The sequence below is a fragment of the Nocardia lijiangensis NBRC 108240 genome, from assembly GCF_001613045.1.
Lineage (GTDB): Bacteria > Actinomycetota > Actinomycetes > Mycobacteriales > Mycobacteriaceae > Nocardia > Nocardia lijiangensis.
The window spans coordinates 67,207-91,644 of sequence record NZ_BDBP01000037.1; the positions used below are offsets into that span (position 1 = coordinate 67,207).

The 24,438-nt window shown below is 63.3% G+C and carries 27 protein-coding genes; 21 read left to right on the top strand and 6 right to left on the bottom strand.

The genetic code is table 11. The annotated features are described in order from the left end of the window. Positions 1-588: 588 nt before the first annotated feature. The 8 genes from NL1_RS15055 to NL1_RS15085 all read left to right on the top strand — a co-directional run bounded on the left by NL1_RS15055 (position 589) and on the right by NL1_RS15085 (position 6,356). Positions 589-1,464, top strand: coding sequence for a hypothetical protein (locus NL1_RS15055; RefSeq protein WP_067839729.1), 876 nt, complete (start codon positions 589-591; stop codon positions 1,462-1,464). A 98-nt stretch (positions 1,465-1,562) separates the two neighbouring features. Next, on the top strand, positions 1,563-2,297 hold the full coding sequence (locus tag NL1_RS15060; protein WP_067839732.1) for a DUF2786 domain-containing protein: 735 nt from the start codon (positions 1,563-1,565) through the stop codon (positions 2,295-2,297). A gap of 69 nt (positions 2,298-2,366) precedes the next feature. Beyond that, a complete protein-coding gene (locus tag NL1_RS15065) occupies positions 2,367-2,585 on the top strand; it encodes a hypothetical protein (protein ID WP_067839735.1) in 219 nt (72 codons plus the stop codon). A gap of 83 nt (positions 2,586-2,668) precedes the next feature. Next, positions 2,669-3,106 carry a hypothetical protein gene (locus NL1_RS15070; RefSeq protein ID WP_067839738.1) on the top strand — a complete coding sequence of 146 codons (438 nt, stop codon included), beginning with the start codon at positions 2,669-2,671 and terminating at the stop codon, positions 3,104-3,106. Between the two features lie 185 nt (positions 3,107-3,291). Then, complete coding sequence (locus tag NL1_RS15075) at positions 3,292-3,726, top strand: hypothetical protein (RefSeq protein ID WP_067839741.1); 435 nt, start codon at positions 3,292-3,294, stop codon at positions 3,724-3,726. Then, positions 3,723-4,409 carry a hypothetical protein gene (locus NL1_RS15080; RefSeq protein ID WP_156094861.1) on the top strand — a complete coding sequence of 229 codons (687 nt, stop codon included), beginning with the start codon at positions 3,723-3,725 and terminating at the stop codon, positions 4,407-4,409. Before NL1_RS15075 ends, NL1_RS15080 begins: the two co-directional genes overlap by 4 nt. Before the next feature lie 784 nt (positions 4,410-5,193). Then, on the top strand, positions 5,194-5,613 hold the full coding sequence (locus NL1_RS36545; RefSeq protein ID WP_084510609.1) for a HEPN domain-containing protein: 420 nt from the start codon (positions 5,194-5,196) through the stop codon (positions 5,611-5,613). Then, a complete protein-coding gene (locus NL1_RS15085; protein ID WP_084510610.1) occupies positions 5,592-6,356 on the top strand; it encodes a restriction endonuclease in 765 nt (254 codons plus the stop codon). Before NL1_RS36545 ends, NL1_RS15085 begins: the two co-directional genes overlap by 22 nt. A gap of 278 nt (positions 6,357-6,634) precedes the next feature. On the opposite strand, the gene NL1_RS15090 is transcribed toward NL1_RS15085, so the two are convergent. The 4 genes from NL1_RS15090 to NL1_RS15105 form a co-directional block, all read right to left on the bottom strand. Beyond that, positions 6,635-7,072 (bottom strand): NUDIX hydrolase, encoded by a 438-nt coding sequence (locus NL1_RS15090; protein WP_067839749.1) that lies wholly within the window; start codon positions 7,070-7,072, stop codon positions 6,635-6,637. 173 nt (positions 7,073-7,245) lie between these two features. Continuing rightward, the gene (locus tag NL1_RS15095; RefSeq protein WP_067839751.1) at positions 7,246-8,583 is read right to left on the bottom strand and encodes a phosphomannomutase/phosphoglucomutase; all 1,338 of its coding nucleotides are present in this window, start codon (positions 8,581-8,583) and stop codon (positions 7,246-7,248) included. Next, positions 8,528-9,631: a mevalonate kinase family protein gene (locus tag NL1_RS15100; RefSeq protein ID WP_067839754.1), complete on the bottom strand. Its 1,104-nt coding sequence runs from the start codon at positions 9,629-9,631 to the stop codon at positions 8,528-8,530. The genes NL1_RS15095 and NL1_RS15100 overlap by 56 nt, the downstream gene beginning before the upstream one ends. Then, positions 9,631-10,527, bottom strand: coding sequence for a radical SAM/SPASM domain-containing protein (locus NL1_RS15105; protein WP_084510611.1), 897 nt, complete (start codon positions 10,525-10,527; stop codon positions 9,631-9,633). The genes NL1_RS15100 and NL1_RS15105 overlap by 1 nt, the downstream gene beginning before the upstream one ends. Positions 10,528-10,720: 193 nt before the next feature. Between NL1_RS15105 and NL1_RS15115 the strand changes: the two genes are divergently transcribed. The 8 genes from NL1_RS15115 to NL1_RS15140 all read left to right on the top strand — a co-directional run bounded on the left by NL1_RS15115 (position 10,721) and on the right by NL1_RS15140 (position 15,687). After that, on the top strand, positions 10,721-11,740 hold the full coding sequence (locus NL1_RS15115) for a hypothetical protein (RefSeq protein WP_245673286.1): 1,020 nt from the start codon (positions 10,721-10,723) through the stop codon (positions 11,738-11,740). A gap of 200 nt (positions 11,741-11,940) precedes the next feature. Continuing rightward, entirely contained in the window at positions 11,941-12,408 is a 468-nt protein-coding gene (locus NL1_RS15120) for a DNA-directed RNA polymerase subunit beta (RefSeq protein WP_067839766.1), read from the top strand. A 32-nt stretch (positions 12,409-12,440) separates the two neighbouring features. Then, the gene (locus NL1_RS37565) at positions 12,441-12,641 is read left to right on the top strand and encodes a hypothetical protein (RefSeq protein WP_156094862.1); all 201 of its coding nucleotides are present in this window, start codon (positions 12,441-12,443) and stop codon (positions 12,639-12,641) included. Next, complete coding sequence (locus NL1_RS15125) at positions 12,623-12,856, top strand: hypothetical protein (RefSeq protein ID WP_156094863.1); 234 nt, start codon at positions 12,623-12,625, stop codon at positions 12,854-12,856. The genes NL1_RS37565 and NL1_RS15125 overlap by 19 nt, the downstream gene beginning before the upstream one ends. A 641-nt stretch (positions 12,857-13,497) precedes the next feature. Beyond that, positions 13,498-13,995, top strand: a complete 498-nt coding sequence (locus NL1_RS15130; RefSeq protein WP_067839773.1) for a DUF4254 domain-containing protein — start codon at positions 13,498-13,500, stop codon at positions 13,993-13,995. Between the two features lie 143 nt (positions 13,996-14,138). Next, the gene (locus tag NL1_RS15135) at positions 14,139-14,534 is read left to right on the top strand and encodes a hypothetical protein (protein WP_067839776.1); all 396 of its coding nucleotides are present in this window, start codon (positions 14,139-14,141) and stop codon (positions 14,532-14,534) included. Further along, positions 14,531-15,136 (top strand): DUF3558 domain-containing protein, encoded by a 606-nt coding sequence (locus NL1_RS40200; protein ID WP_373862560.1) that lies wholly within the window; start codon positions 14,531-14,533, stop codon positions 15,134-15,136. The genes NL1_RS15135 and NL1_RS40200 overlap by 4 nt, the downstream gene beginning before the upstream one ends. A gap of 368 nt (positions 15,137-15,504) precedes the next feature. After that, entirely contained in the window at positions 15,505-15,687 is a 183-nt protein-coding gene (locus NL1_RS15140) for a hypothetical protein (RefSeq protein ID WP_067839779.1), read from the top strand. A gap of 56 nt (positions 15,688-15,743) precedes the next feature. Here NL1_RS15140 and NL1_RS15145 read toward each other — a convergent pair whose 3' ends face one another. After that, positions 15,744-18,191, bottom strand: a complete 2,448-nt coding sequence (locus tag NL1_RS15145) for a TPR repeat domain-containing protein (protein ID WP_067839782.1) — start codon at positions 18,189-18,191, stop codon at positions 15,744-15,746. Beyond that, positions 18,191-18,499: a hypothetical protein gene (locus NL1_RS15150; protein WP_067839784.1), complete on the bottom strand. Its 309-nt coding sequence runs from the start codon at positions 18,497-18,499 to the stop codon at positions 18,191-18,193. Before NL1_RS15150 ends, NL1_RS15145 begins: the two co-directional genes overlap by 1 nt. 184 nt (positions 18,500-18,683) lie before the next feature. On the opposite strand from NL1_RS15150, the gene NL1_RS37570 reads away from it, so the two are divergent. The 5 genes from NL1_RS37570 to NL1_RS39475 form a co-directional block, all read left to right on the top strand. Further along, entirely contained in the window at positions 18,684-20,555 is a 1,872-nt protein-coding gene (locus tag NL1_RS37570; RefSeq protein ID WP_156094864.1) for a hypothetical protein, read from the top strand. Continuing rightward, the gene (locus tag NL1_RS15160; RefSeq protein WP_084510614.1) at positions 20,552-21,304 is read left to right on the top strand and encodes an ESX secretion-associated protein EspG; all 753 of its coding nucleotides are present in this window, start codon (positions 20,552-20,554) and stop codon (positions 21,302-21,304) included. The genes NL1_RS37570 and NL1_RS15160 overlap by 4 nt, the downstream gene beginning before the upstream one ends. 237 nt (positions 21,305-21,541) lie before the next feature. After that, on the top strand, positions 21,542-22,027 hold the full coding sequence (locus tag NL1_RS15165; protein ID WP_067839790.1) for a DUF4760 domain-containing protein: 486 nt from the start codon (positions 21,542-21,544) through the stop codon (positions 22,025-22,027). A gap of 204 nt (positions 22,028-22,231) precedes the next feature. Further along, positions 22,232-22,702, top strand: coding sequence for a Het-E N-terminal domain-containing protein (locus NL1_RS15170; protein ID WP_156094865.1), 471 nt, complete (start codon positions 22,232-22,234; stop codon positions 22,700-22,702). A 35-nt stretch (positions 22,703-22,737) separates the two neighbouring features. After that, on the top strand, positions 22,738-24,438 hold a 1,701-nt coding region (locus NL1_RS39475), incomplete at its 3' end, for a tetratricopeptide repeat protein (RefSeq protein ID WP_067839796.1).

Genomic DNA, 24,438 nt, shown 5'->3' on the forward strand with positions numbered 1-24,438 from the left:
CGGCATTGGTGCCAGTCCTGCCAGTTTCCATGTGCAATCCTCGCAATGCGTTATTCAGTGAAGCCCTGAGATGGGCCACAGTGGGCAGGCTAGGGGGCACCCACACACCAATTCCCCTACCCTCAATCATGGCCTATGTGCCATTCTCAGACCCTGGAATCCCCTAGGGGTACCCCAGGGCACCCTAGGGCCATTTCAGGGCTCAGGGAGTCAAATAAGGGCCATTTTCCAGCACTTTTCAATTCTCAACTTGCACAGCAATTACCAGTGTGGAAGTGTGGTCAGTGGAAGTGCTTTACAGGCTTCATTCACCACTGGGTACCTGCATTCGACTGATGGCAGGGTCGCCCCAACAATCAGCCTATTGGTACGGCTCACTCATATCGTCTTCTGGGTGAATTTCGGCAATTCCGGTGACAGCGGAGCTATGCCAAATCGCGGAGGAAGTCGCACCGAGTTTTACCCGCTCGCGTGGCCTCCGCATGTCCTTTGAGAACTCCACAGTGTGAACCAAGCAAGACAGAACAATTCTGTCTATCCGTTCCTGCCACCAAATTCTTTGGTAGCAGTCGTTCACTGGGAGAATTCATGTCCACTCGCAACACCACCGGCAACGGCAACACCGGACCGCGCAAGGCGACACCGTCGAAGGCCAAGCCCCAAGCCGAGCCCACCAAGGCAAAGCCCAAGGCCGTGCCCAAGAAGGCCGAGCCGAGCCCAGAACCGGAGGCCAAGGCGCAGCAGCCCTTCTGCGGCGCGTGTGGGTCCCGTCTCGCCCCGGAGGAGAACGACCCGTTTCTGGGATCGCCTCTGCTCTACGACGATTCGGGTTTCGCGAACTTGAACGGTGCTCTGTTCCTGTGTGGCTGGCAGTCACAGACCTTGCAAAGGGTCGTAGACGGCCGACCCACCGTCACCCTCGTCGGCACCCCCGTCGACGGCGACGGTCAGGCTTTGAAGAACCGCAAGATCGTGACCGCGACATGGCATCACCGCACCGACATCGGGTGGGTGCAGGTGGCCGAGCTGTGCGGCTACAGCCGCCCGGACGGCACCGGATTCCAGAACCGCACTGCGGAGCAGCTGACCGACTATGTCGGTCGCAACATCGCCGAATGGGTGCTCGCACCCATCGATGAGGAAGCTGCGCCCAAGCCTGCCCGTAAGGGCAAGCAGAGCGGTGGTAAGGCCAGCGCGAAAGCGTCGGCCAAGCCGACACGGGCTGAGGACTCCAATGCTGAGCCGGATTCTCCGGCGGGCCCGGAGCCCACGATCGACCCGGAATCCAAGGGCCTGCCCAGCGGCTCGACACCCGCACCCGCAGATCCTGCCCCGGACCCCGGCCCGCAGCCGGAGCTCGCGCAGGAGCCGGTGGACACCGATCCCGGCGACGGCGAACCACTTGTGGAGGACGCCGCCGCGGGGGTGGAGGAAGAAGTGATCGACGAAGGCGCAGCCGCCTAAATACCGGCTGACGCCGGTCGAAAGGCCCGGTTCGAGGCAGTCGTTACCTGCCTCGACCCGGGCCTCACCCATCCAATCACCCACGGGAGAGGAAAACCATGGAATCCGAGAAGGAAACCACCACCGAACAGGTCATGCGCCGCGTTCAGGGGCTTTTCGCCAAGGCCGAAGGCACCGACAACGAGGCCGAGGCCAACACCTTCCGGGCGAAAGCCTACGAGCTGTTGGCCAAACACAGCCTGGACGAGATGAAGGTGCGCGCCTCCGGGCAGCACAGCGAAAGGTCGTTGCGCGACAACCAGGTCATCGTCGTGCGTTTCGACATCCCGCTGCGCTACCGGGAGCAACGCATCCTGTTGCTCGTCGCGGTCAACACCGCGCTGCACAACCGAGGTGTCGACTGCGGCGAGGGTGTGCAGCGGATCATCGGTGTCCGTCGATACATCGACCGGGCCAGGTTCCTCTACAGCTTGCTGATGCCGCAAATGCTCTCGGCGACAAGCAGGTACGTGCCTGATGACCCGTTCGATCACTCCGCAGTGGTGCGCGAACGCCAGTCGTTCATGAACGGCTTCGCGGCGACGGTCCATCAGCGCCTAGCCGAGGCAGAGGCCGATGCGATCCGCGCTGCAGGCAAGTCTGCGGCGTTGGCGATCCGCGAGGACGAGGAACGCACGCAGGCCGCCTTCGCCAAGAAGTGGCCCAAAACGTTCAAACGTTCCGTCGCTCACCGCAGCAGCGGTGAAGGGTTCGCGGCCGGTGCCCGTAGCGGCAACGCCGCCGATGTCGGGCACACCCGCGTCGGCGGGGGCCGCAAAGCCCTCGGCTCATAACCCCAGATTCCCCGGCCGCCGCCTGGCGGCGGCCGGGGATCTGTCACGGAAAGGAAAACGACAGTGCCGATGAATCCCGACGACGTCCTGCGTGACCTGCGCGCGAGTGTCGCGCTGGTCTTGAGCGAGAACCGCGATGACGAAATCTATCTCGCTTCGAAATCCCCTGTGGTGCTCGAAGCCGTCGCTAGGTGGTTCCGCGATCTGGATCTGTGGCTGTCGGCAGGCGGGCAAGCGCCCCAGCCGTGGCGGCTGGTGGAGCTGCCGTCTTCCCCACCACAGCAGTGAGTTACGGCGAGCACGAAATGTGGCTAGCCACAAAACTTCCCGTGGCGCGTGGTCGCGGGGATCGAGAAAGGAACAACGGAACAGTGAGTGAACAACGCGGCAGCCGCAAGCACATCGAGTTGACGTGCGCGGGCTGCGGGCAGGTCGTGTCCTGCGACTGCAACGGATTCGGTTACATCGCGACCGAACTGGTCGCAAATGATGAGCTCGGGTTCGGCGCGCTGATCTCGGGGTTGATCGTGGCTGCGTGGGAGTTCGAGGTCAGCCAGATCCTCGTTGACGACCTTCCCCGAGTCACTGTCGTCGCGCGGCCGGAAAGCGAATTCGGTAAGCCACGACCCGACATCGGTGAGATGACCGCTGTGTGGATGCTTCGACCGGGTGGGTGGATCAACGACGCGGTCGCGACTGGCATTCGCCCGACCAGCCGCAGAGAATTCCGGCCCGTGCCAGCCAAGCTGCTGGCTCGGATGGTGACCGCGCACGCCCCGTCCTGGGCGCTGATCGCGAAGCACTCGTGAACAGGTGGTCCCGGCCCTGCTAGCACGGGCCGGGACCGCACCCACGACGCCCCGTTTCGGGGTTTTCGACTCCTGCTGCTTAGCAGCAGGTTTCCGTGAACAACGTGGTTCACGGGCCGGGTCCCGGCCAGCTAGCACCTGGCCGGGCCTCGGCTTCTTTTCGTACATCTACGGGAGACAACACGATGAGTGATCCCTGCATTGTGGGCAGGCTCGGTGGCGAGAAAGCCATCGGCGTCTATGTCCACGTCGACGGAACACCCGAGGCGATCCTGGATCGGCTCGGGCGAATCATGGCTCGCGACGGCATCGAAACAACACTGACCACCCTCACGAGCCGCTCCTACGGGTGGGCCTACCTGTGGCCCGAACTCGACGATGGTGACGCCGAAACCAACCTCGGCCTACCCCTGCACAAGGGGCGGGTGATCCCCGGCTACGGCTTCTCCTACACCATCGGGCCGCGGATGAACCACTACACCCTCGACGACGCACGCTCCCATCCGCTGATCGGGTGGGCGTACTTCCTCGACCCGGCCGGTGGGGACATCCACTGGTACGACACCCGCCCCGGCGCTCCCACCGCCGGGCACGTGGTGACGGTGTGGAGCCGGTCATGACCGGCAGACACCTGCCGGAAGGGGTGTGGCGGCAAGACCGGCTGCCGAACGGGTGGCGGTACTGGGTGGTCGCGGCTCGCCGCTACAGCGAACCGGAGGTGTTTCGCGCCGAACTCGATACCGCGATGCGGGAGATGGTGTGGCATCCCCCGTCCTGGGCGGAGCTGCCGCTGTGGTCGGGCCTCGGCCTGCAGGAGGTGATGCGCCAAGGCAGGTTCCGGATGGTCGCGGGCCTCGGTGTCAGCGCGACCCCGCTCGAGTACCCCGAGGACTCCCACCTCGAGGCTTACCTGGAGCGTGGCGCCGAACCGTACTGGGCCACCTACAGCCTGCTCGGGATCAAGCAACTCACCCCGGACGGATGGCAGATGACCTACTTCCTCGACCGCGGCCTCGAGATCTCCGGTGTCGCAGTCGATGTCGTGCACGAGCAGCGACCCGAAGGGCTGAGCCTGCTGTGCGCGTTGAATCGGCACGACGAGTGCCCCGGCTCGTTCAAGCCGCGCCGGTGGCTCCCGCTCGATCGGCGGATGCCATGCCGCTGTGAGTGCGGATGTCGGGAGCGGTCACAGGTTCGGGCCGCCGACGATCCAGTTGAACAACTCACCGAGGACGGTGATGACCTCGAGCCAGATGGGAAGGGAGGGACCGTAGCTCATGACAAACCTCCAAGCAGGGAGTAGGAGAACGCTGTAGACGCGACAGAACCCCCGGAGCCTGGGGTGGGAGTTCCAGGCGGTTCCGGGGGTTCTGTGTTGGACGCCAGTAGCGGCAGGGGATGAAGGCGCACTACTGGCGCGAAACCGAAGCTAGCTGTCCACAATTCGCTTCCGCAAGAGAATGATTCGTGTGCGTTTGCGCCCGAATCGCACGACGTAGAAGTAGCGGATGTCGCGCGAACGGATGAGAGGTGACCGATTCGCGCATCGACTGGAGGGTTTCTAGTTCAGGACCGGTCTCCCGTATCGGGTGCTGCAGTCGGCACCCGACCAGCGTAGCTACCAGCCGCACACCGCCATGCTGATGCACTCGCACGATCGTGGTGTCGACCGCGCTGCCCCAGTCCAGGTTCCCCGTCCCCTCCGCCAACACCACCGAGGCGGTCAACACCCTGTCCCAGGTCCCCATCCGCGGCATACCGTCGGTGCCACTGCTACACCGTCTGCCAGGGCCCGAACACCGACGGCAGGTCCCACGACGCCACACCCGCATGCGACCGATACAACATCCCCTCCACCACCACCCGATCGTCGCGACGGCACGACCCACCCGCCCTTCGGATTTCGGCAGCAGCAACTCCGCAAGTTCCCACCGCGCATTCGTCAACACCCGATACCGATCACCGACCACAACCACGGTGCAATGCTGCCGCATGACCACCGAACAATTGGGGGTCCGCGCTAGGACGGGATAGAGTGCGTCGACTGCCGTCGGCTCGGGCCGGGGCGATTGTGTCCTGACCGAGGGGTGAGAGCGATCAGCGAGGATATGCGCGTCTTGGCCAGACGGCGGTTGAAAGAAGCGGAGGTTCTGCTCGCAGCGGGCGAGTGGTCGGGTGCCTATTACCTTGCTGGGTACGCCATCGAATGCGCATTGAAGGCGTGCATACTTAAGTCTGTCAAGAAGTTCCATATGCCCAACAAGGATAAGATAAACAAGGCATGGAGTCACGATCTCACCGCCCTTCTGAAAGAAGCAAATCTAACTGCGGATCAACAAATTAAAGCGGGAACGGATCCTCTCTTCGGAAGATATTGGGCGGTTGTGAAAGACTGGACTGAAACAAGCCGCTACGAGACAAAGTCCGAACAGGACGCAAAGGAGCTTGTCCAAGCGGTTGGCGCACGCAGAAGCGGGGTGATGACATGGGTGAAGACTCATTGGTAGAAGGTCTGATCGCGAAGGCGGAACGCATCGTTCCACGTTTGCCGGAGCGTGGGATAACAGTTCTGGCGGCTTTCGTCGCATTCGAGATCGAAGCAGAGCAATGGATGCTCCTGGTGGCCACCTCGGCGGGCGATTCCAAGCTTGCAGTCTACGACGCAGTACAATTCACGGCTCGCGAGCTCGAGATCTACATCAACTTGGGCCAGGTGGTGCACATACGCGATGGCGATCCTTCGATCAACCTACTTCAAGCAGCGGCGATGTCACAGCGGTACGCCAAGTCTTATCCTCCTGTCGAATTCGGAGCATGGTCGTTCACGAGCGTGCATGGAGTGAGCATCCAGCCGTGGCGGATATTTGAATTGGAAATATTCGATGCCGTTCGGAAGATCGCGGACAGCGATTGGCAAATGAGATCATCGGGCAGATCCGAAGGCCGACCACCCGTTGAGATCGATATTATGATCGAAAACGCCGATGCAAAGGTGGCGGTCGAAGTGAAGCACTATCGAATGCCAGCAAATGCAGAGACGGTCATGACCCTGCTCGGAAAACTTCAGGTCCTGCAAAAGCGATACCGAAACATTAGAATGCTACTCATATCTAGAAGCGGGTTCTCAAAATCTGCATTGGCGATAGCAGAGCCGTTCCAGGATATTCGGCTTCTGTCCTGGGAATCTGTCCAAATACATGGTCTCGGCGAACTGCACAGCGCAATCAACGATCTGCTGGCTCCAGGCTGACCTGGACGCCGGTTGCTAGTCTTCACCGAGCCTTGTCCTGGTCCAGTCATCGAATGGCTCAGATCATTGGGAGACACGATCTAGGTCGACGTCCCCGATCAGCTTGTGCCGCTCGGTCATTGTCGCGCTCACAGGGTTTTCCTCATGATTCAGTGCGCGCCCGGTTGCCGCCGACGGCCGGTCGGTGGCGCGGGTTTGGCAGATCGGGCAGGCGGTGTCGGTGTGGCTGGGCAGCGCCGCGCCGCGCCGCGTATTCGGTGGCGCTCACCGCTTGGTCCTCATCGGACCGGTTCGGCCTCGGTGGCGCGCAGGCGCGCGAACCATGTGCTGATCGAGCGCTTGTATCCCTCCGGCATGTTCAGCCCGGCGATCTCGGATTCGGCGAACATCCCGATTTCCTTGTGCTCGTGGGAGAGCACGGGGTCGGCGTCGGTGTCGGGGTAGCAGCCGTAGGTGACGATGAAGACGTTCTTCTCTGCCTCGTTGATGTAGTACATCCACGTGTCGAGGATCGGGCCTGTCGTGACCGGCCACGCGGTCTCTTCGGTGATCTCACGGGCCACGCATTCCTCCGGGGTCTCGCCGGGCTCGATCCGCCCGCCCGGCAACTCCCACTCCTCGCGTTCGTTCTTCAACAACAGCACCGCACCGTCGCGCACGACCACACCCTTGATCGAAATCGAATACAGATGCGGCACATAGTCTGTGGCAGTCATGTGGGCGACGGTAACACCATTCCCGCAGGCCAAGCAGCATCGTTCGCGGCCGGGTACGTGGTCGAACTTTCACCTTCAAGGTTGCCGATGGCCGTGACAAGTTGTCGAACTCGCCGGTGCAGGTGTTTCGTTTCCACACGACTCCGCAAGAGGCCGCCGTCAACGGCCACCATTCAGCGCCGTACCAATGCGAGCACATTGTCGCGGATGCGGGCCATGGTTTCGATGTCGGAGGCTTCGACGTTGAGCCGCAGCAGGGGCTCGGTGTTGGAGGGCCGCAGGTTAAACCAGGCGCCGTCGCCGAGCTGGACGGTGAGACCGTCGAGCCGATCGGTTTCCGCGCCGTCGAAGTGCTTCTCGATCGCGGCCAGCGTGGCTGCCACGTCGGCGACCTCGGAGTTGATTTCGCCGCTGGCGACGTAGCGGCTGTATTCGGCCACCAGCCCTGAAAGCGGGTTGCCGGTCGAACCGAGAGCGGCCAAGACATGAAGGGCAGCGAGCATGCCGGTGTCGGCGCGCCAGAAGTCGCGGAAGTAGTAGTGCCCGGAGTGCTCGCCACCGAACACCGCATCCTGTTCGGCCATCAGGGATTTCATAAAGGTATGCCCAACCCTGGTGCGGGCCGGTGCGCCTCCGTGCTCGGTGACAATCTCCGAGACCGCGCGGGAGGTGATGACGTTGTAGACGATCGACGCGCCGGGCGACTTGGCGAGCTCGCGAGTGGCGATCAGCGCGACGATCGCCGAGGGCGATACTGGTTCGCCGGTTTCGTCGACGACGAAGCAGCGGTCGGCATCGCCGTCGAACGCCAGTCCGATGTCCGCGCCGACCTCGCGCACCTTGCGCTGAAGGTCAACGAGGTTCGCCGGGTCCAGCGGGTTGGCCTCGTGGTTAGGAAATGTGCCATCCAGTTCGAAGTACAGCGGCACTACTTCCAGCGGCAGGCCTTCGAACACGATCGGCACCATGTGCCCGCCCATACCGTTCGCGGCGTCGACGGCGACGCGCAGGGGCCGGATTCGGGACAGGTCCACCAGTTCGCGCAGATAGGCCGCGTATTCATGGGCCAAGTCGCGACGAGTGATCGTGCCCGGTTCACCGAGGTAGGTGGGGATACCGGACTCAAGGGTCTTGCGGATCTCGGCGAGCCCGGTGTCCTGGCCGACCGGTGCAGCGCCAGGTTTGCACAACTTGATGCCGTTGTAGCGGGCCGGATTGTGGCTGGCGGTGATAACCGCACCCGCTACGTTCAGGTGACCGGCCGCGTAGTACACGAGATCGGTCGAGCCGAGGCCGCAGTGGATTACGTCCTGGCCCTGGCTGGTGACGCCATCGGCGAACGCCCTCGCGAACGGCTCGGACGAGGGGCGCATGTCGTGCACGATCGCGACCGTGGTTCCGACCAAGAGCGCGAACGCCGCGCCGACATCACGAACGAAGTCGGCGTCGATCTCTTCACCGACGAGCCCGCGAATGTCGTATGCCTTGATCAGCTTGGACAGGTCTCGCATGTGATGTCCCCTCGTCTGAATTGTGGTCGGCAGGAAGGAAAACTACACCGTGCGGATCACCGGAAGTGAACACCGTGACCCGCACCGGCAATGTAGACAGCGCCCGTCGGACAGGTTCGAGATCATCCCATCCGACCAGCGCAAACAAACAACCACCGTGACCCGACCCGGACAGCTTCGCCCCGAACGCGCCAGCGGGCAGGATCCGTGCGATGCACTCCTCGATCAACGGTGTCGAGCACTGCACCTGATCGCGCAGCAGCCGGTGAGCCTCGGTGAGCAGGGCGCCGATCGCCGGATAGTCGGGGTGCTCTGCGCGCAGGGCGTCGGCCATGTCCGAGACGATGCCAGGTGCACGCTCGGCGTAGTGGCGGACGCCGGGCTCCCCGGACCGGAACCGATCTCGCTTGGATGCCAATACCTCTGCGGTGCAATGCCGTTGCCCGGTGTCGATGAGCACGATCGGCATGCCGATGCGGTCGGTGAGCTCGACGGCGCGTGGCCGCTGGCCGGGAAAGACCTGGCGCACACCGCCGTAGGTGCAGGCGAGAAAGTCCATCCATCCTGCGCCGGTTTCGAGTTCGATCGACTCGGCCCGGTATGCCATCGCGGCCACCACATCCTGGCGTGGCAAGCTTCGGTCGGCCAATAGGAGCAACGCGGCCGAGGCGGCGACGGTGACGGCCGCGCTCGAGGACACGCCGGCGGCGATCGGCAGGCCAGTTGTCGATTCGATCATCGTGCCCGTCAACCGCTCACCACAGCGCCGTGCCAGTACCCGCGCGGTTGCTTGGAGATGGTCGAGGTCGTCGCCTACGTAGCTGCCCAGCTCTGGAAGGGTGATCGACCGTGATCTCCACAGCGGTGCGCCAGCTCGCAACTCGATCGGGCCGGGCCGGTGGCTGGAATACGCGGTGACGTTGGTGCGCAAAGGGATTGCGGACACGATCGAGGGGTCGCCGGTCATCCAGTCCAGCGATTCACCTGCCAAGCAGACGCGTCCGGGCGCGGAGGCGGTGACCGAGGAACGGTATCCGGGATATGCCATCACAGCCTCGTCTCCGGTAGCGGCTGCGTGCAGCTACGGCAGGCCGGTGACAGTGACCAGTCGGCTGCCTGGTGTGCGGTGCGGTAGGCGTTCATCTGATCCGATTCCCACAGCTGCATGAACGTCGCGTCATTGAGGTCGCCGACGACGTAGCCTCGATGGTCCGGGATGTCGGGGTAGACGCAGCAGCACATCTTCATGCGGCCGAGGTAGTCGACAACGGCGCTGGTGCTGGTCATTAGGCACGGCGTCGTGCGTTGAGCGACGTGCAGCGGTAGCAGGGTGACCGAGCCGCCGCGGGTGTTATAGGTGCCGACGATATCGGGCGAGATGACTTCCACGCGCACGGTGCCCGATTCGGTGGTCGCGGCGAATCCCTGTCGGACAGTGCGGAATTCCCACGGGAATTGGTCGGCGAGCCCGGCCTGTCGCAACCATTTCTGGATCGCTTCGAAGGTAGCGGGCGTGTCCGCCTGGTGAGGGTAGCGGGTGATGCGGATGTACTCGACGCCCGCGACGACCAGGCGCTCGAACAGGTCTCGGTTGAGCGCGTCGCCGTTGCTGTAGATCGCCGGGTGAGCCTGCGGCGCAGACGAAACCGCGAGTGCGATCTCTTCGATCAGTCGCGGGTTCAGCAGCGGCTCGTTGTAGTTGTGGAACGCCAGCCAGCCATCGAAACCCAGCTCGCCGAGTTCCGTGATGATGCTCTTGTAGAGTTCCCATTTCATCAGCTGCTGTGTTCGGCGGGCCGTGTGTTCGCCGTTGGGGCACCACGAGCAGGTTCGGTTGCACTTGCGTGACGTTTCGATCTCGACATAGCGCGGTAGCGGCACCACCGTCGCGGGCGTCGTTGTTCTCAGCAGAGACTGGTGAGCCGCACCGTTACACGGGAGCATTCGACCTCCTCGGTTGGCCCGAAAATGTTGCGGGGCAATGAACTTCTAGACACCAGGGTCGAACGACGAGAGCATTCAGAGAAGCACTATGGCGTTGCCGGAGCGTTGCCTAATCCGATGGGGGCGATAGATGCAGGTGACAGGGGAAATGCTGAGGGAGGCACGCGAGGACGCGGGCCTATCGCTTCGGGAGATGAGTCGCCGCATACTGCTTGATAAGGGATACCTGAGCAGGATCGAAACCAGCCCCAAGGTCGCCCCTGAATGGATCATCGACAAGTACGAGGGAGAACTCGGAGTGGACATCAGCCGTCGAACACTGCTCGGTGGCCTCGCCGCTGGTGCTGTCGTCCCTAGCGCGGTCACTGACGCTGTCCGGCGCATGTTCGAAGAAGAAACCACGCCGATAGGTCTGGACAGCTGGGTCGAGCGCATGGAGCGCCACGCCACCGACGCCCTCACCGTCGGTGCGGCCGAAATGCAGACCCGCATAGCCGCCGACCTGATCAACATCCGCCCGCAGTTGGCGAATCCCCAGATGTGGGCGATCGCCTCGCGGCTGATGGTGCTGCACGGCGCGCCGCTGGCCGATGTCGCCGACGCGACCGCCACCGCCCGCTGGTACCAGGCCGCCGTCGACGCCGCCGACCGATCGGACGACACGACCACTCAGGTGTGGGTACGTGGCCGGTCGGCGCTGAGCATGGCGCACCCGAGCACCGCCCTGTCCACCTGCCAGCAGCTCGCTGCCGAAGCCGCGAAGATGTCGGAGACCGCGACGGTCGGGAGACTGATGGCGCTGGTGTCGCTCGCCAACGCCTACGCGCTCAACAGCAACGCACCCGCTGCCCGAGCCTCGATGGATCAGGCCCGGCGTGTGTTCGACGCGGTCGGAACAACCAGCGAAGCATCCGACTACACCATGCCCGAGTGGCGCATGCACGTCGACACCTCCCTTGTGCTGGCCCGGCTCGGCGACCACCACGCCGACCACGTCCAACAAGAAGCACTGCGCACGATGCCAGCGAAGTTCGCCCGCTTCGCCACGCACCTCGAAATACACCGCGGGCTCGCGTTCACGAAATCCGGCGATCGCGTCGAAGGAATCGCGCATGCACGGAAAGCACTGGCGCAGTTGCCCGCCGACCGACACAGCGTCGCGCTGCGCCGTCTCTACAACGAGGTTTTGACAGCGACCCCCGCAACGCAATAGGCAACGCTGAGGCAACGCCGAAACGGTTCCTGGTCGACGGCCACACACCTAGCGTCGGTTTCAGCATCCGGCACCGGGACGCCATCGATCCCCTCGTCGCTGGTAGTCGCCGCAGCCGGTGGCCTTTCGATACTGGCCACCGGCTGATGGATTCCTGGTGTCGCGGTGCTCCTTACCCACCGATGCGATACGAGGATCCCATGGAGCAACGAACGTCTTCGGAAACTCCGGCGGCCCGCTGCCGTTACTACCGCAGGACGTGCGGACTACCGGCGACGTTGCACCCAGAGATTGGCCGCATTGTCGTCAATGCCGGAATCGTGTGGGCGTTGACCATGCCAGCGGCGCTCGGTCAGATCGTGAAAACCGATCTACAGCATCGGCAGATCAGCGTCGGCCCGATCATCTCTCATCCTCGCTCGCAGCGATGGACATTCCTCATCCGCCCGGACTTGCCCGATGAGGTGAAGTTGTTCGCCGAGCTATTCCGCCTCAATGTCTCGGTGGTGCGGGCCGGTGGTGAGATCGCGCTCCCGTCGCCACACGACCAGCAGATGAATTTTCGTCGCTGGGTGGAGCCGCCCCGCGAACCCTACCGCCCTTCAGGCGTGGTCATCATCGACTCCATCCGCCGTGCCACTCGCCGCAGCGGATCGCAAGCGCGTTGATGACCCGCATTCCACCGCATAGGGAGGTCGTCATGACCGGCCAGACCAGCCGGAGCGGGGCCACCGCCGCCGATACCCCACGCACTCGAGTGGACTACTACCGCACCGTGTGCCACCTGCTCGCGGTGCTGCAACCGGAAGCGGGCCGCATCGGTTTCACCGCTGGCATGCTGTGGGCAGTGTCGATGGCGGCCGACGCCGTGATCAAACCGCAGTGGCAGACGGTGATATGACCGCCGACGCGGTGTCACCGCTGCCGAGCGAACCGGATGTGCACCTGTCGGTATTCCTGCACGGGCTGCGGATGGACTTCGCGGCATGCCTGACTGCTGCGCTGATCTTCGTTGCTGAGCACCGCGACCGCCACTACGTCGACGCGGTAACCGTGGACTTGGAGGCGAACGGATATCGGCGCCTCCCTAATGAGCGGCTGTACCTGCAACCCTAATGCGTCCATCCCCGTACAGGAGCCAACGAAATGACAAACGACACATCGCAATCGCACTCCCAACGCGAAGAATTCGTCGCGCGCAACTCGCGGCGCTGACTCGTTGGCCGAGGCGGGCCGCGCTTGCTCAGCACGGGACCTCGCAGGCGGCACCGGATCGGCCCCTCACTCTCACGCTGCGATGGCTGGTTAGCGAGGGACACGTTCGTACCGAGGTTCGCGGGCCATCAGACAGGAGCCGCCCCGAACCGGCCTACGAGCTGACCGACGACGGCCGCGACCTCTACCACCGTCGCGATTGTGACTGGAGCGTCCGACCTCGGTGTCGAGCTCGCTCGCCGCAGTCCCCTTCAGGTTTGGGAAATGACCACGCAGACAACAGTATTGGCACGCATGCGAAAGCTACTCGCACACCTGTTCCGGGTAATCATGCTCGACAGGCCGGAATATCGTGGCCCGAACGGCGAGTTGGCCGACGATGACGAGACCGCTCGGCGCACGCTGCCTCCCTGGCTGTGGCCGGAACCTCCTCGGTGAAGCCGACTCCAGCAACCTATTCCAGCACCCCGGGACTGGCATGTCGGCGCCGCGACGACGACTAGCTCTGCTGTCGGTGTTCCGTTGAGACCCGGCTCGAATCCATGAACGACAACTTGAGTCAGGAACCTATGAGAACGCCTTTGCCCTCGAAGGACATGGTCTTGAGCGCGTGCGCCGGGATCCTCGTCCTCGAGCACCCGGTCCTGTATGCCGCTCAGCAGTTGGCCAGCCTGTACCAGGTACAGGTGCACACCGACGCCGACGTGATCGACGGCGAGCGTGCACAACTGATATGCCGTATCGACGCGTGGGTGGCCGCGGAGCAGCCACCTGCCTTCGATGCCGCACACTTGCATTCCGAGACCGTTGGCATGATCATCGATCGCCTCGCCAAGCTTTCCGTCGACGCCAGCGCCGCCTCCCAACGGCCGATCTCGACGTCGCGCCTTCTCAATGCCCGACATCGACTTGCTGAGCTTGCTCACGCCTACAGTGACCTCGCTTTCGAGATCGCCTCCCGGACTCGCCGACTGCCGGACTTCTCACAGCCTGCGGCAGACGAAGAGCCGGTTGAAATCTCAGACCAAGCTCAGCGATAGCTGGACTGGTATCGAGGCGCAGGCGGACCTCGGACCATCAGCTGGCCGAGCCATCGATACTGATAACCGGCTGGGTGACGTGCAGCCGGTTCCAGCGGATGGGCTGATACCCTGTCCGGAAAGCACTGGATTGGGGGTACCTGATGGCATCAACGCAAATCGACTACGGCCAAGCCCAGATCAACGCATTCAACGAGGCCGCACGCGCGGGTGTGATCCACTATGACGAATCGGTGGTTCGCGAAGCAGTCCGGTTATACGATTCGGCGATTCAAACTTTCATGAGTGTACGTGACCGCATGCAGGATGGGATGACCGTGGCAGGGTTCGGCGGCTTTCAGTCCGGGCTGGAGCTACAGAACGGTTTTTTGAACAAGGCACAGGAAGGGATCGGCGTAATCAACCAACTCATCGAAGGCGCGATGCGTCTCCAGGAGGCATATCTGCGTGCCGGAAATCTGATCGAAGAAGCCGATCAGATCAATGCTCGGGCATTGACTGTTGCCGCCAATGCTATTCCTGGAGATATGCGCCCGTGACTAGACTGCACCTAGTTGTTCTCGCTGCAATTTCCACCATCGCCCTCGCAGGGTGTTCCACAAATGATGAGATGCAACCGCAGGCGGCGGAATCTCCAACTGCTTCAGTTCCTCCGAGTATGCAAGTATCCGTGCCCCCCGCGCCTAGTCAGATCAATAACGGTCGACAACCGGTGAATTATGATCCTTGCGCCGAGCTTGGTGATTCGACCGCCAGCCGGGCGGGATTCGACCCGGCCACGCGTAAGCGATCCGATTTTATTTTCGAGGGATACTCTTTCATAGGTTGTGACTTCGACCGACGTGGAGATGTTCGCGGCCAATCTCTAGTTGTCGGCTCGATGGCTGTGTGGTCGAGCAATATCACCCTCGGTGAGTTCCGTCGACGTGAGCAAGCGAGGGCTCAGGACACACAGGTTGGTGGTCGTGAAGCGATCGTCTATGCCGATCCGCAGACGGATAGATGCACGATGGTCATGGTCTTCCATGAGGGAACCATCAGTGTGCGTGTGAGTGCCAACAGCGGCGCTTTTACGCCAGACCGTGGCTGCGATCGGATCCGAGAAGTATCAGAAGTCGTAGAATCCGCTTTGCCTGAGTAGCTTCGCCGACGACGCCTCGAGGATTTCCTGTGATTCGGAGTTCGATTCTTGGACTAAGCCCATTGTCCGAGCTCTCGTATCAGCGTCGCCAGGAACTCAGCCGACAACCTGGATGTTTCCTCATCGATCGCAATCGGCCCGGCTGCGGTATTCAATCCACCTGGGTCCACCGTTAGCCCTCCGGACCAACCATTAATGTTCGCCGAGTAATGATGTTGGGGGCCCAGGTTGGCAAACCAAACCTCGCTCGAGGAGCCTACTACTGGCTGGTACTTGTCCACCTGGGGAACCCTTGGCCCGATCCCGTCGGGAGACAGCGTCAGAACTGCTGTGACCGCCCTTGTCGTTGTTCCATACGAAGTGGGTCCGTGAACCTCGCAGCTTCCTTGTTTGCCGATAGGGGCGCTCTCCACGACTGGGCCGTCAATGTAAACATCATGGAAGCCAAGACTGCGTGTGAAGTCCAGGATTCGACTGCACAGATCACCGACATGGTGATCGGATTTCACGGGTTGCGGTTTGCCTTCTTCACCGGGCGACGCACACGCTGATGACGACAGGACGACGCCCACGGCCGCACATGTCGCGAGTATTCGCCAACTTTCCATCAATTGCCACCCTCGGCCGCAGGTGTGTACTTACCGTCGAGGAAGGCGTTCAACTGATCTTCCTGCGTGAAGAACTTGCCACCTTGATCACCATAAGAGTCTCCGAACTCAGCGCCGAACATGGTGAATCCGCGACTATTGATAAGGTTTGTACCTTCAGTCTGGAGATTGGAGTTGAGGGATGACCACGGAATCGGACGGCCGTTTTGATCGACGAACCCAGGCGGCAAAGCCCCGGAAGCCTGCCATTCGGCCATCAGAATTTGCGACTTCAGATTCGCCAAGTCGCCATTCTGAATGTCTTCCCAACTTTCGATCGGCACGGACTTGAAGTCGGGTTCGCTGATGACTGCACCGATTAGCGCATCGGCAGCTTCGCCAATTATCAATTGGCCCGCAGCTTCGCCAACCGGTCCACCGCGTTTGAATGGAATGACTTCTTGCACTAGTTCGGATGCAATTTCAGCACCCTTCAGCTTCGCATCGTATGACGACTGCAGACTGCTGTTCTCTTCGGCTATCTTCTGATGCTCCTGAAATAGCAACGCGTTGTTCATTCCTGCATCTATACGCCCCGAAAGCGTACCGAGGTAGGAACCGATTTGAGCGTTCTGGTTCGGATCACCACCCATGGATTTGGTGATCAACTCTTGCTGATGCAGATTGACGGCTGCCTGGAGGCCGACTCTTCCTTCTTCACTGGCATTCGCTAGCATCAACAACCGGTCCGCATCGCTGGCCAAGAGTGTTACGCGGTCAGGGCCGCCGAATTGCTCGATGACATCAGTTTCGTCGAACCCCCGGGGATTGTTCACATCTCCGATCGCACCAAGGTTGCCCTGCAACGCCTTGCTGAGCGCTGTGGCAAGCTCCGGGTTCTTGCCGAAGTTCTCGTTGTACTCCCGATAGTCCCCCGTGAGCACGCCGTTCTCTTGGGGCGCAAGCAATCCGGGTAGTTCCTTCAGAGCGGCCCGAGCGCGATCTGCCTGTGTTTCGTCGGGGCTGTGGGAGTCCGGCCCGATCCAGTCGAGCAACTGTGCCGCGCCGCGACCGTTGTCGACGTTGCTCCAGTCGTTTCCGAGGAGGGCGTTGACGGCCTTGTCGGGTTTGTAGTCCTCCGGCATGCCCTCGCCGGTGAGGATCTGATACGCGGATTCCTCGTTCCGGCCGCCGATGTCGACGAGTCGGGCAGCTGTGGATTCGAATTGGCTTGATACATCACCGACGTAGGGGACGCCCTTGAGGTCGTCCTTGGCATCGGACATGAGATACGCGGACTGCTCGATCAGCTCGGTGCCCATCTTGGTTCCGGGCGGGTATCCCGGATTCGATTGGGCGAGAAGGTCCGACATTTCCGCGATCTCAGCGAGACGCGCTGATTCCGGTGGCAGGCGGTATGGTCTGGATCCGGGCCGCGGGTCGGCGCCGTCGTCGGATACGGGGAATCGTGTCTCGATGAGACTCCGGACCGACTTGGGTACGTTTTCGTAGCTACCTGGGGAGCGCAAGGTTCCATCCGGGTTGCGGCCGGTGCCGATCTTCTCGTTCGACACCACCATCAAGCCGTTGGCCAGTGCATCGCGCCGTCCGGCGGCGAGCGGGTTCCCTGCTTCTTCCTGTTTGCGTAGGTGTTCGTTGAGCGCGAGGAGCCCGTCTTTGCCTGAGTTCTGGTAGAACTCGCGGTAATAGTCCTGGACCGACGCGGGCAGTGTGGAGACTTCGCCGCCGGCGGCGAGGACTTGTAGGTCATGGTCGCTGAGGACGCCCGCGGGAAGTTGGCTGGCTATGCGGTCGAGGACCGTTCGGTCCACTGTGCCGTTCGGATTCAATGCTTCGGCGAGAGCTTTTCCGTCTTCGGCACCGATCCGTGCGGCTTCGCTGAAATCGGTGGCGGGGGCGTCGATTCCGCTGGCGAGCTGGTCGCCGCGGACACGGATCTCCTGCGATGCGACGGTGATCGCCGTCGCGGCTTCACTAGAGGCCCCGGTGAGGCTGTAGTAGGCGGCGTTGATCAGACCCTGGTGGTGGTCGATCTGGTCCTTGACCTTGCGGAGGTCCTCGTCGGAGGTGCCGGGTCGAACGACCTCTTTGGTTTCGACTACCCAGCTGTCGGTGACCCGAAGTGCTAGCGGTGATGTCGTGTCGCCCTCGGCGGTGGCAACACGATCGAGTAGGGCTTGGCGTTCGTGGGAGAGGCGGGAATCGGCTGCGCGCAGCGCTGTGGCGACGTCGAGGATTTCTTGTGTGAGCCGCCGCCCTTGGTCGTGCTCTTCGGTGAATCTGTCGGATGCGGCGTCCTTGGCAGCACCCGACCAGGTTGCGTTGGTGAAATGGGTAAGCATCCGCCCCAATTGGGACTCGTATTGTTGTGTGGACTTCTCCAGCTCACCGGCCCACTCCGACAGCTTCCCGAGCTTCCAGTCGTTGACTTGCCGTCTCGTCGGCATCAGCGCTCGCCTCGCACCTGGAAGTCCATCCTGTTCAGCCGCTGCTTGAACTGCTCGTCGGTGATCTGGTACTCGCCCGCCGTGCGCCACACAAGCGTGGAAAGTTCTTGCAGGCGTTGCGAGATCCGCATCCAGGCGCCTTCGATGAACTCTCCCGACTGCACGCACGCAGGACCAACCGGGCAACCGGGCAGTGCTTCGGCGAGCTTGTTTCCGCTGGTGCGCACATCGATCTTGTCGATCTCCTCGGCGACGCTATTCACGGTGCCTGACAGCCGACCCAGCTCCTGGACATCTGCCTCGAACATAATGCGCTCATCCCCCTCGATGCGGTGCAAGCTCTCATGGCGCGGACACACTGGCCAATGCCCCTAACCCGCTGGCCGATTCTGCCACATCGACCACAGCGGACCAATCGAGCCGCGATCAGGACCTCGGCCCGGTGATAGGCTCGCAACAAGGGCGAGGTTTGCGATCTTGTAAGGGGGATCGGTGGGCGCACCGAACGAGCCGTCGCTGCCGGGACAGGCAGTGCTTCCACCGAGTCTCGTCGCCACCGGACTCCAGGATCCTGTGGCGCTGCACAATTCGCAGCAAGCCCAGCAGAAGTCGACGGATGCCCAGACCCGAACCAGCACTACCGACGGTCGGCTCGACGACCTCGGCCATGGCTCGGATCCTGATTTCGCGACGACTGACGACCGTTTCGAGGGTATGACTCACGAACAGTTGTACGCCGCGGTACACGGCGACGGCGGCTTGAGTCCTGCGAACTTGCAGACACTGCGAAAGGTGTGGTTCGACAGCTACTCCGATCTGGTCAACGTCGCCAGCATGACACTGGGAATGGGCATGAGCCGGATCTTCGGCAACGGTCTGTGGAAGGGCGCCAGCGCCGACGCCGCACAAGCCGCGACGGAACAGTTCACACGCGTCACCAACCAGGTCGGGCAGGTATTCAACTCGGTGGGTAACCGGTTGGATGCGGCCGCATGGGCAGCCGAGGCCGTACGCGTGGCAGTGCAGCCCCCACCAGCCTCGGTGACCGATGTCACCCCGGACCCCGACAACCAAGTCGAGTCGATTCTGCCCGGCCTGATTAATCCGGAACACGCCGATCAAGTAGCGACCGCTCGGGAACGCGCTCGGCAAGAGGCCATTCAGGTGCTTAATTCGGTGTACAAGGGATCCATTCCGCCCCAAGGGTCCGGAGTACCCAGCTACGCGGATGTCCCGAACCTGACCGGCGGCGACGACAGCGCCCCACCAACAGGCAACAGCCCCACCCCGCAGCCCGGCGGGCCAGGAACCGACTCACCCACCGAAAGCGGCACACCGACCAACGCCCCGACCACCCCGGGGGGAAACGGTCCCGAGGACACCAACCCTGCGGGCGTGCCCACCATTCCAGCAGGCGTCGAGGCACAAAACCCGGCAACGAACACATCTCCCGCCAGCACCACAACACCTGCTGGCACGAATACCGGACCAGGCTCGCCTGGTTCGACAACACCCGGACCCAGAATCGATGGCGGACCCAGTGGGCCCGGAACCATCAACCCACGGCCCGGCGGACCAGGCTCATCGGTTCCTGGCCTCCCCGGCAGCGGCGTGCCGGGCGTCAACAGCCCAGGGGCGCCCGCAGGCTCAGGTACCCGTGGCGGGTTTGGCACCCCCCGAAGTGGGATGGGTGGACCGATGGGGCCAATGGCTCCCGGCGCAGGTGCACAGCGACGCAAAGACGACGACGCCGAGCATCACGCACCCGACTATCTCCGCAGGGTGCACTCCGACTGGACCGCCAACCTCGAAGCTCCGGTCGGCGTCGTCGGCGACGATCAGGCTTCTGGAACCAGCATCGGATTCGACACCCCGTCCACACCCGTCGACCGTGCTTCCGTCTCACCCGCGCTCAGCGCCGTCGACCGGTCAGGTAATACCACCCAGTACACCGACGACTACCCCAAGTCCCGGTCGGCGAACACATCACCCGCCTCCACGCCTGAACCGAATAGTCCAGCGCCGGTGGCGAACCCGAGTAGCACACCGACTGCTGTATCGGACACTGCCTCACGTCAACCAGGAAGCGTCGACGCTCAAAACGGAGACCAGAGCCACGACGATCCCTCCAGCATTTCGGAGGAGCCTCAACCGACGGCGCTCAGTGGCACGGGTCCCACGATGGATGATGCCCCAGAGACCACCGGAAACGCCGACGAGGCACAGCCAGTCAGGCTGTCGGGCACCGGCCCCATCATGGACGACGACCCAGTCACCCCTCCGGGCGCCAACGAACCCGAGCCCGTCAGGCTCTCAGGCACCGGCCCCATCATGGACGACCCGGTGGAGGGCACCGGCCGGTGAAGACCCAAACCGTGTGGGAGTTCACTCCCGACGAATTCGCGTGGGTATGGGCTGAAACCGGGCTCGACGTGTACCCCTACCCGATCAGCATTATCGAAACTCCTACCAATGGAGACGAGCACGCTCTCCTTCGCGCAGAGATCAGCGCCCGCTACCCCCACAGAGACAACCCCGATCTGACCGGCCCGCTACGCGTACTGGCGAACCCCGACTTACGCATCGTCTGCGCGGGATGGTCTCACAACTCCGCCAAGCGCCTTCGGTCACTTGCCGCCGCCATCGGCGATCTGGGCGTGATCCTGTTCCAAAAGTCCGGACCCACAGCCGATTTCGGTGGCAACATCAAACTCGTTGTGACGCAACGCCACAATCTCGGCAACCACGTCGCCGCCACCATGCCGACCGTATCCGCGGGCGCTGCCGGACAGCTGGTCGGCTACACACCGCGTGTGCGTGGCGAGGAAGCCCCCAGCTCCTGGACAACAGCGAATACCGGACAACAACCGGTCGAAGAGCGAATACGAACTCTGCTGCATCTACCACGAACTGCCGAAGGCTATCTCCGAATCGAACGGTACCTTCACGACCGACGCCCGCACCCTCCCGCACACGTCAGCTGGATCGACGTCAGCGACTCCATCCCGGCCGCTGCCGGGCGCTACTTGATCGACGTCACTCATCACGACACGACAGTCACCCCAGCTTCCGCCGAAGTCATCGCACGCGAGTTGCGTAACCGCGCCGACTGAACCACAACTCAATGTCCGTTCTGGACGCAGCCGTGGATGCAAGTCCGTGCTCTGTGCGGTCACAGATGAGTACCCGCAACGACGAGTGTCAGCACACTGTGCAGCAGATCGTCGATATCCTCGGCGTCGAAGGCTCCACGCTCTACGGGCACCTAACGAAAGTCAGGTCGCAGTCGGCCCAGCGTGGCTTTCGCGGGTTTTCGTGCACACGCTAGATGCGCATGTCATCTTCGACACGTGGACACATTCCTGGCTCTCGTGCCCGCGCTGGCACTGATGGTGGCGGTACTCGGCCTCGCCAGACTGGTGCGGGAGACTCGTCGAGAGAACCGGCGCCAGCGGCAACAGGCGACGATCAACTACATCACCTCGACGATTCAGCGTCAGCACGAGTTGTACGGCGAAATCGAACGCGACCCGTCCTTCCCGGAACGGGCAGCAATCGTGAACAGTGCCGAGTTCCACCAACTGACGTCCTACTTCGGCTATATGGAATACCTTGCGGCCGCAGTGAACATGGAGGTCTTCGACGCGAAAGTCGTGGACCGCACGATCGGTGGTCGACTCATTCGAGCGTGCGAGGACTTCCGGGAGTGGATAGAGGCCGAGCGCCAGCGCCTAGCCAATCCCGCTGTTTACGAAGAACTGCAAGCACTCGTCGACGACCTCCGTAGGCGACGCGCCCTCCGCGCGCCGTCCTCGCCCGGCGAGGCCGGGCCGTAGTCGAACGCCCGGAGGAGAGGCCCCTGCACCCGGACGGTTGTGCCGATCAGTTGCCAGATAACTACGGTTATCGAGTCAGTCCCAAGACGCACCGTGGTGTGGGAGGTTCGAAGGACTGTGCGTGGCAGGGGTTTACGCTAGCTTGTGCGGGTTTACCGTCCGGTGGTCGAGCGGGGCGGTCTCGATGGAGAGGGGTGGCCCGGGATGAGCCCGGAGATCATGGCAGCAGCGATGGCTGCAGCGTCCGCGGTATCGGCTGGTCTGGCGACAGGAGTGAGCGAGACAGCGAAACTGGCCGTTGGCGATGCCTACCAGAAGGTGAAAGACGTCCTGGCCCGGCGGTATTCGGCGGTGGATGTAGAGGTGGTGGAGTCCCGTCCGCAGGTCCCCGCGCGGCAGGCGGTGCTGGCCGAGGAGCTGGCAGCCGTCGGCGCGAGCGCGGATGCGGAGCTTGCGGCCGCGGTCCAGGTGCTACTGGGGGCGATCGAGCAGCATTCGCCCAAGGCCGCCGAGCTGGTGGGCGTACAGCTGAAGCGGGTGGATGCCGGCCGGGTCGAGGTTCGCGGGATCCGGGCCTCCGGTGCCAGCGGCGTGATCGCCGAGGACGTGAAGGCCGCCGGGGAGTTCTCGGTGACCGATGTGCAGGTGGTCTCGGAGCGGCCGGACCCTCGCTAAGCGCGGCGACACCCGGGCCCGCGTTCGCCGCGCCCGTGACGGTCTCGATTACCGACGTCGAGGTCGGCGGCGACTTCATCACCCAGACGCGGGTGGTGCAGCTGCCAGTAGAGGCGTACCGGCCGATGGCCGAGGTTGAGGCGCCGCTGGGGATCGACAACCTGGAGTCGTGGCCGGGATGGTTCGTCGGCCGCGAGGCCGAGCTGGCCCGGCTGGACGCCGCGGTCACCAGCGGGGAGCCAGTGGTCGTGGCGGCGGTACACGGTCTGGGCGGGGTCGGGAAATCCAGCCTGGCGGCTTACTGGGCGGGCACCCGCCAGCACGGGTGTGCGCCGATCGTGTGGATCCGCGCGGACTCCCCGGCCGGAGTGGAGCGTGGGCTGGCCGGGTTCGCGGCCCGGCTACAGCCCGCGCTGGCCGAGGTGCTGACGGTCGAGGACTTGGCCGAGCGGGGCTTGCAGTGGCTGGCCAGCCACAATGGGTGGCTGCTGATCCTCGACAACGTGGAGGACCCGGCCGACATCGCGGCGGTGCTGGCGCGAGCCCGGACGGGCAGGGTGTTGATCACCGGCCGTTTGTCGGTGCCGTGGCAGGCCGGAGCGGTGGTGGTCTCGCTGGACGTCCTCGCCGCCGACGACGCGGAGCAGCTGCTGGTCGGGTTGATCACCGCGGGCGGGCCGGGGGATCTAGATGGGGCTGCGGAGTTGTGCGCCGCGTTGGGGAATCTGCCGCTGGCGGTCGAGCAGGCCGGGGCGTATCTGGCGCATCAGCGGTTCACCACTCCGCGCGCCTATATGCAGTTGCTGATCGACCAGCCCGGTCTTACGTTCGACCGAGCCGCGGCCGGCACCGATCCGCAGCGCACGATCGCCCGGATCTGGCGGGTCACCCTAGACCGCATCAGCGAGACCGAGCCTGCGGCGGTGGAGTTGCTGCGCACTCTGGCCTGGTACGCACCCGACAACATCCCCCTCACCCTCTGCCGGGGTGTAGCCGATCAGACCACTGTCGACGCCGCGCTCGGAATCCTCGCGGCCTACAACATGATCACCCCCGACCCGAGCGGTGCAGGGCTGTCGATCCATCGGCTGGTCCAAGCCGTGGCCCGCACCCCCGACCCCGCTGACCCGCACCACGACCCAGCCGCGATCGAACGAGCCCACACCAGTGCAGCCAATATGCTGCACAGCAGCCTGCCCGACCACGAGGATCCGGTCACTTGGCCGATCTGGCGGGCGCTGTTGCCCCACATCGACGCTCTCACAACTCACGCCCATAACGAACTCCCTACCGCTACCAGCGCCGCAATCCGCAGCCGCACTGGGCTGTTCCTGCTCGACCAGGGCCTATACGACAGCGCCCGGGCCCACCACCAACAAGCCCTCGCCGATCGTGAGCGGATCCTCGGCCCCGACCACCCCGACACCCTGGCCTCCCGCCACAACCTCGCCCGTGCCTACAGGTCGGCAGGCCAGGTGTCCGAGGCGATCACGCTGCACGAACAGAACCTCGCCGATCGTGAGCGGATCCTCGGGCCCGACCACCCCGATACCCTGGCCTCCCGCAGGAATCTCGCCGTGGCCTACAGGTTGGCGGGCCGGACATCCGAGGCGATCGCGCTGCACGAACAGAACCTCGCCGATCAAGGGCGGATCCTCGGGCCCGACCACCCCGATACCCTGGCCTCCCGTAGTAGCCTTGGCCTGGCCTACCTAGACGCGGGCCGGACATCCGCA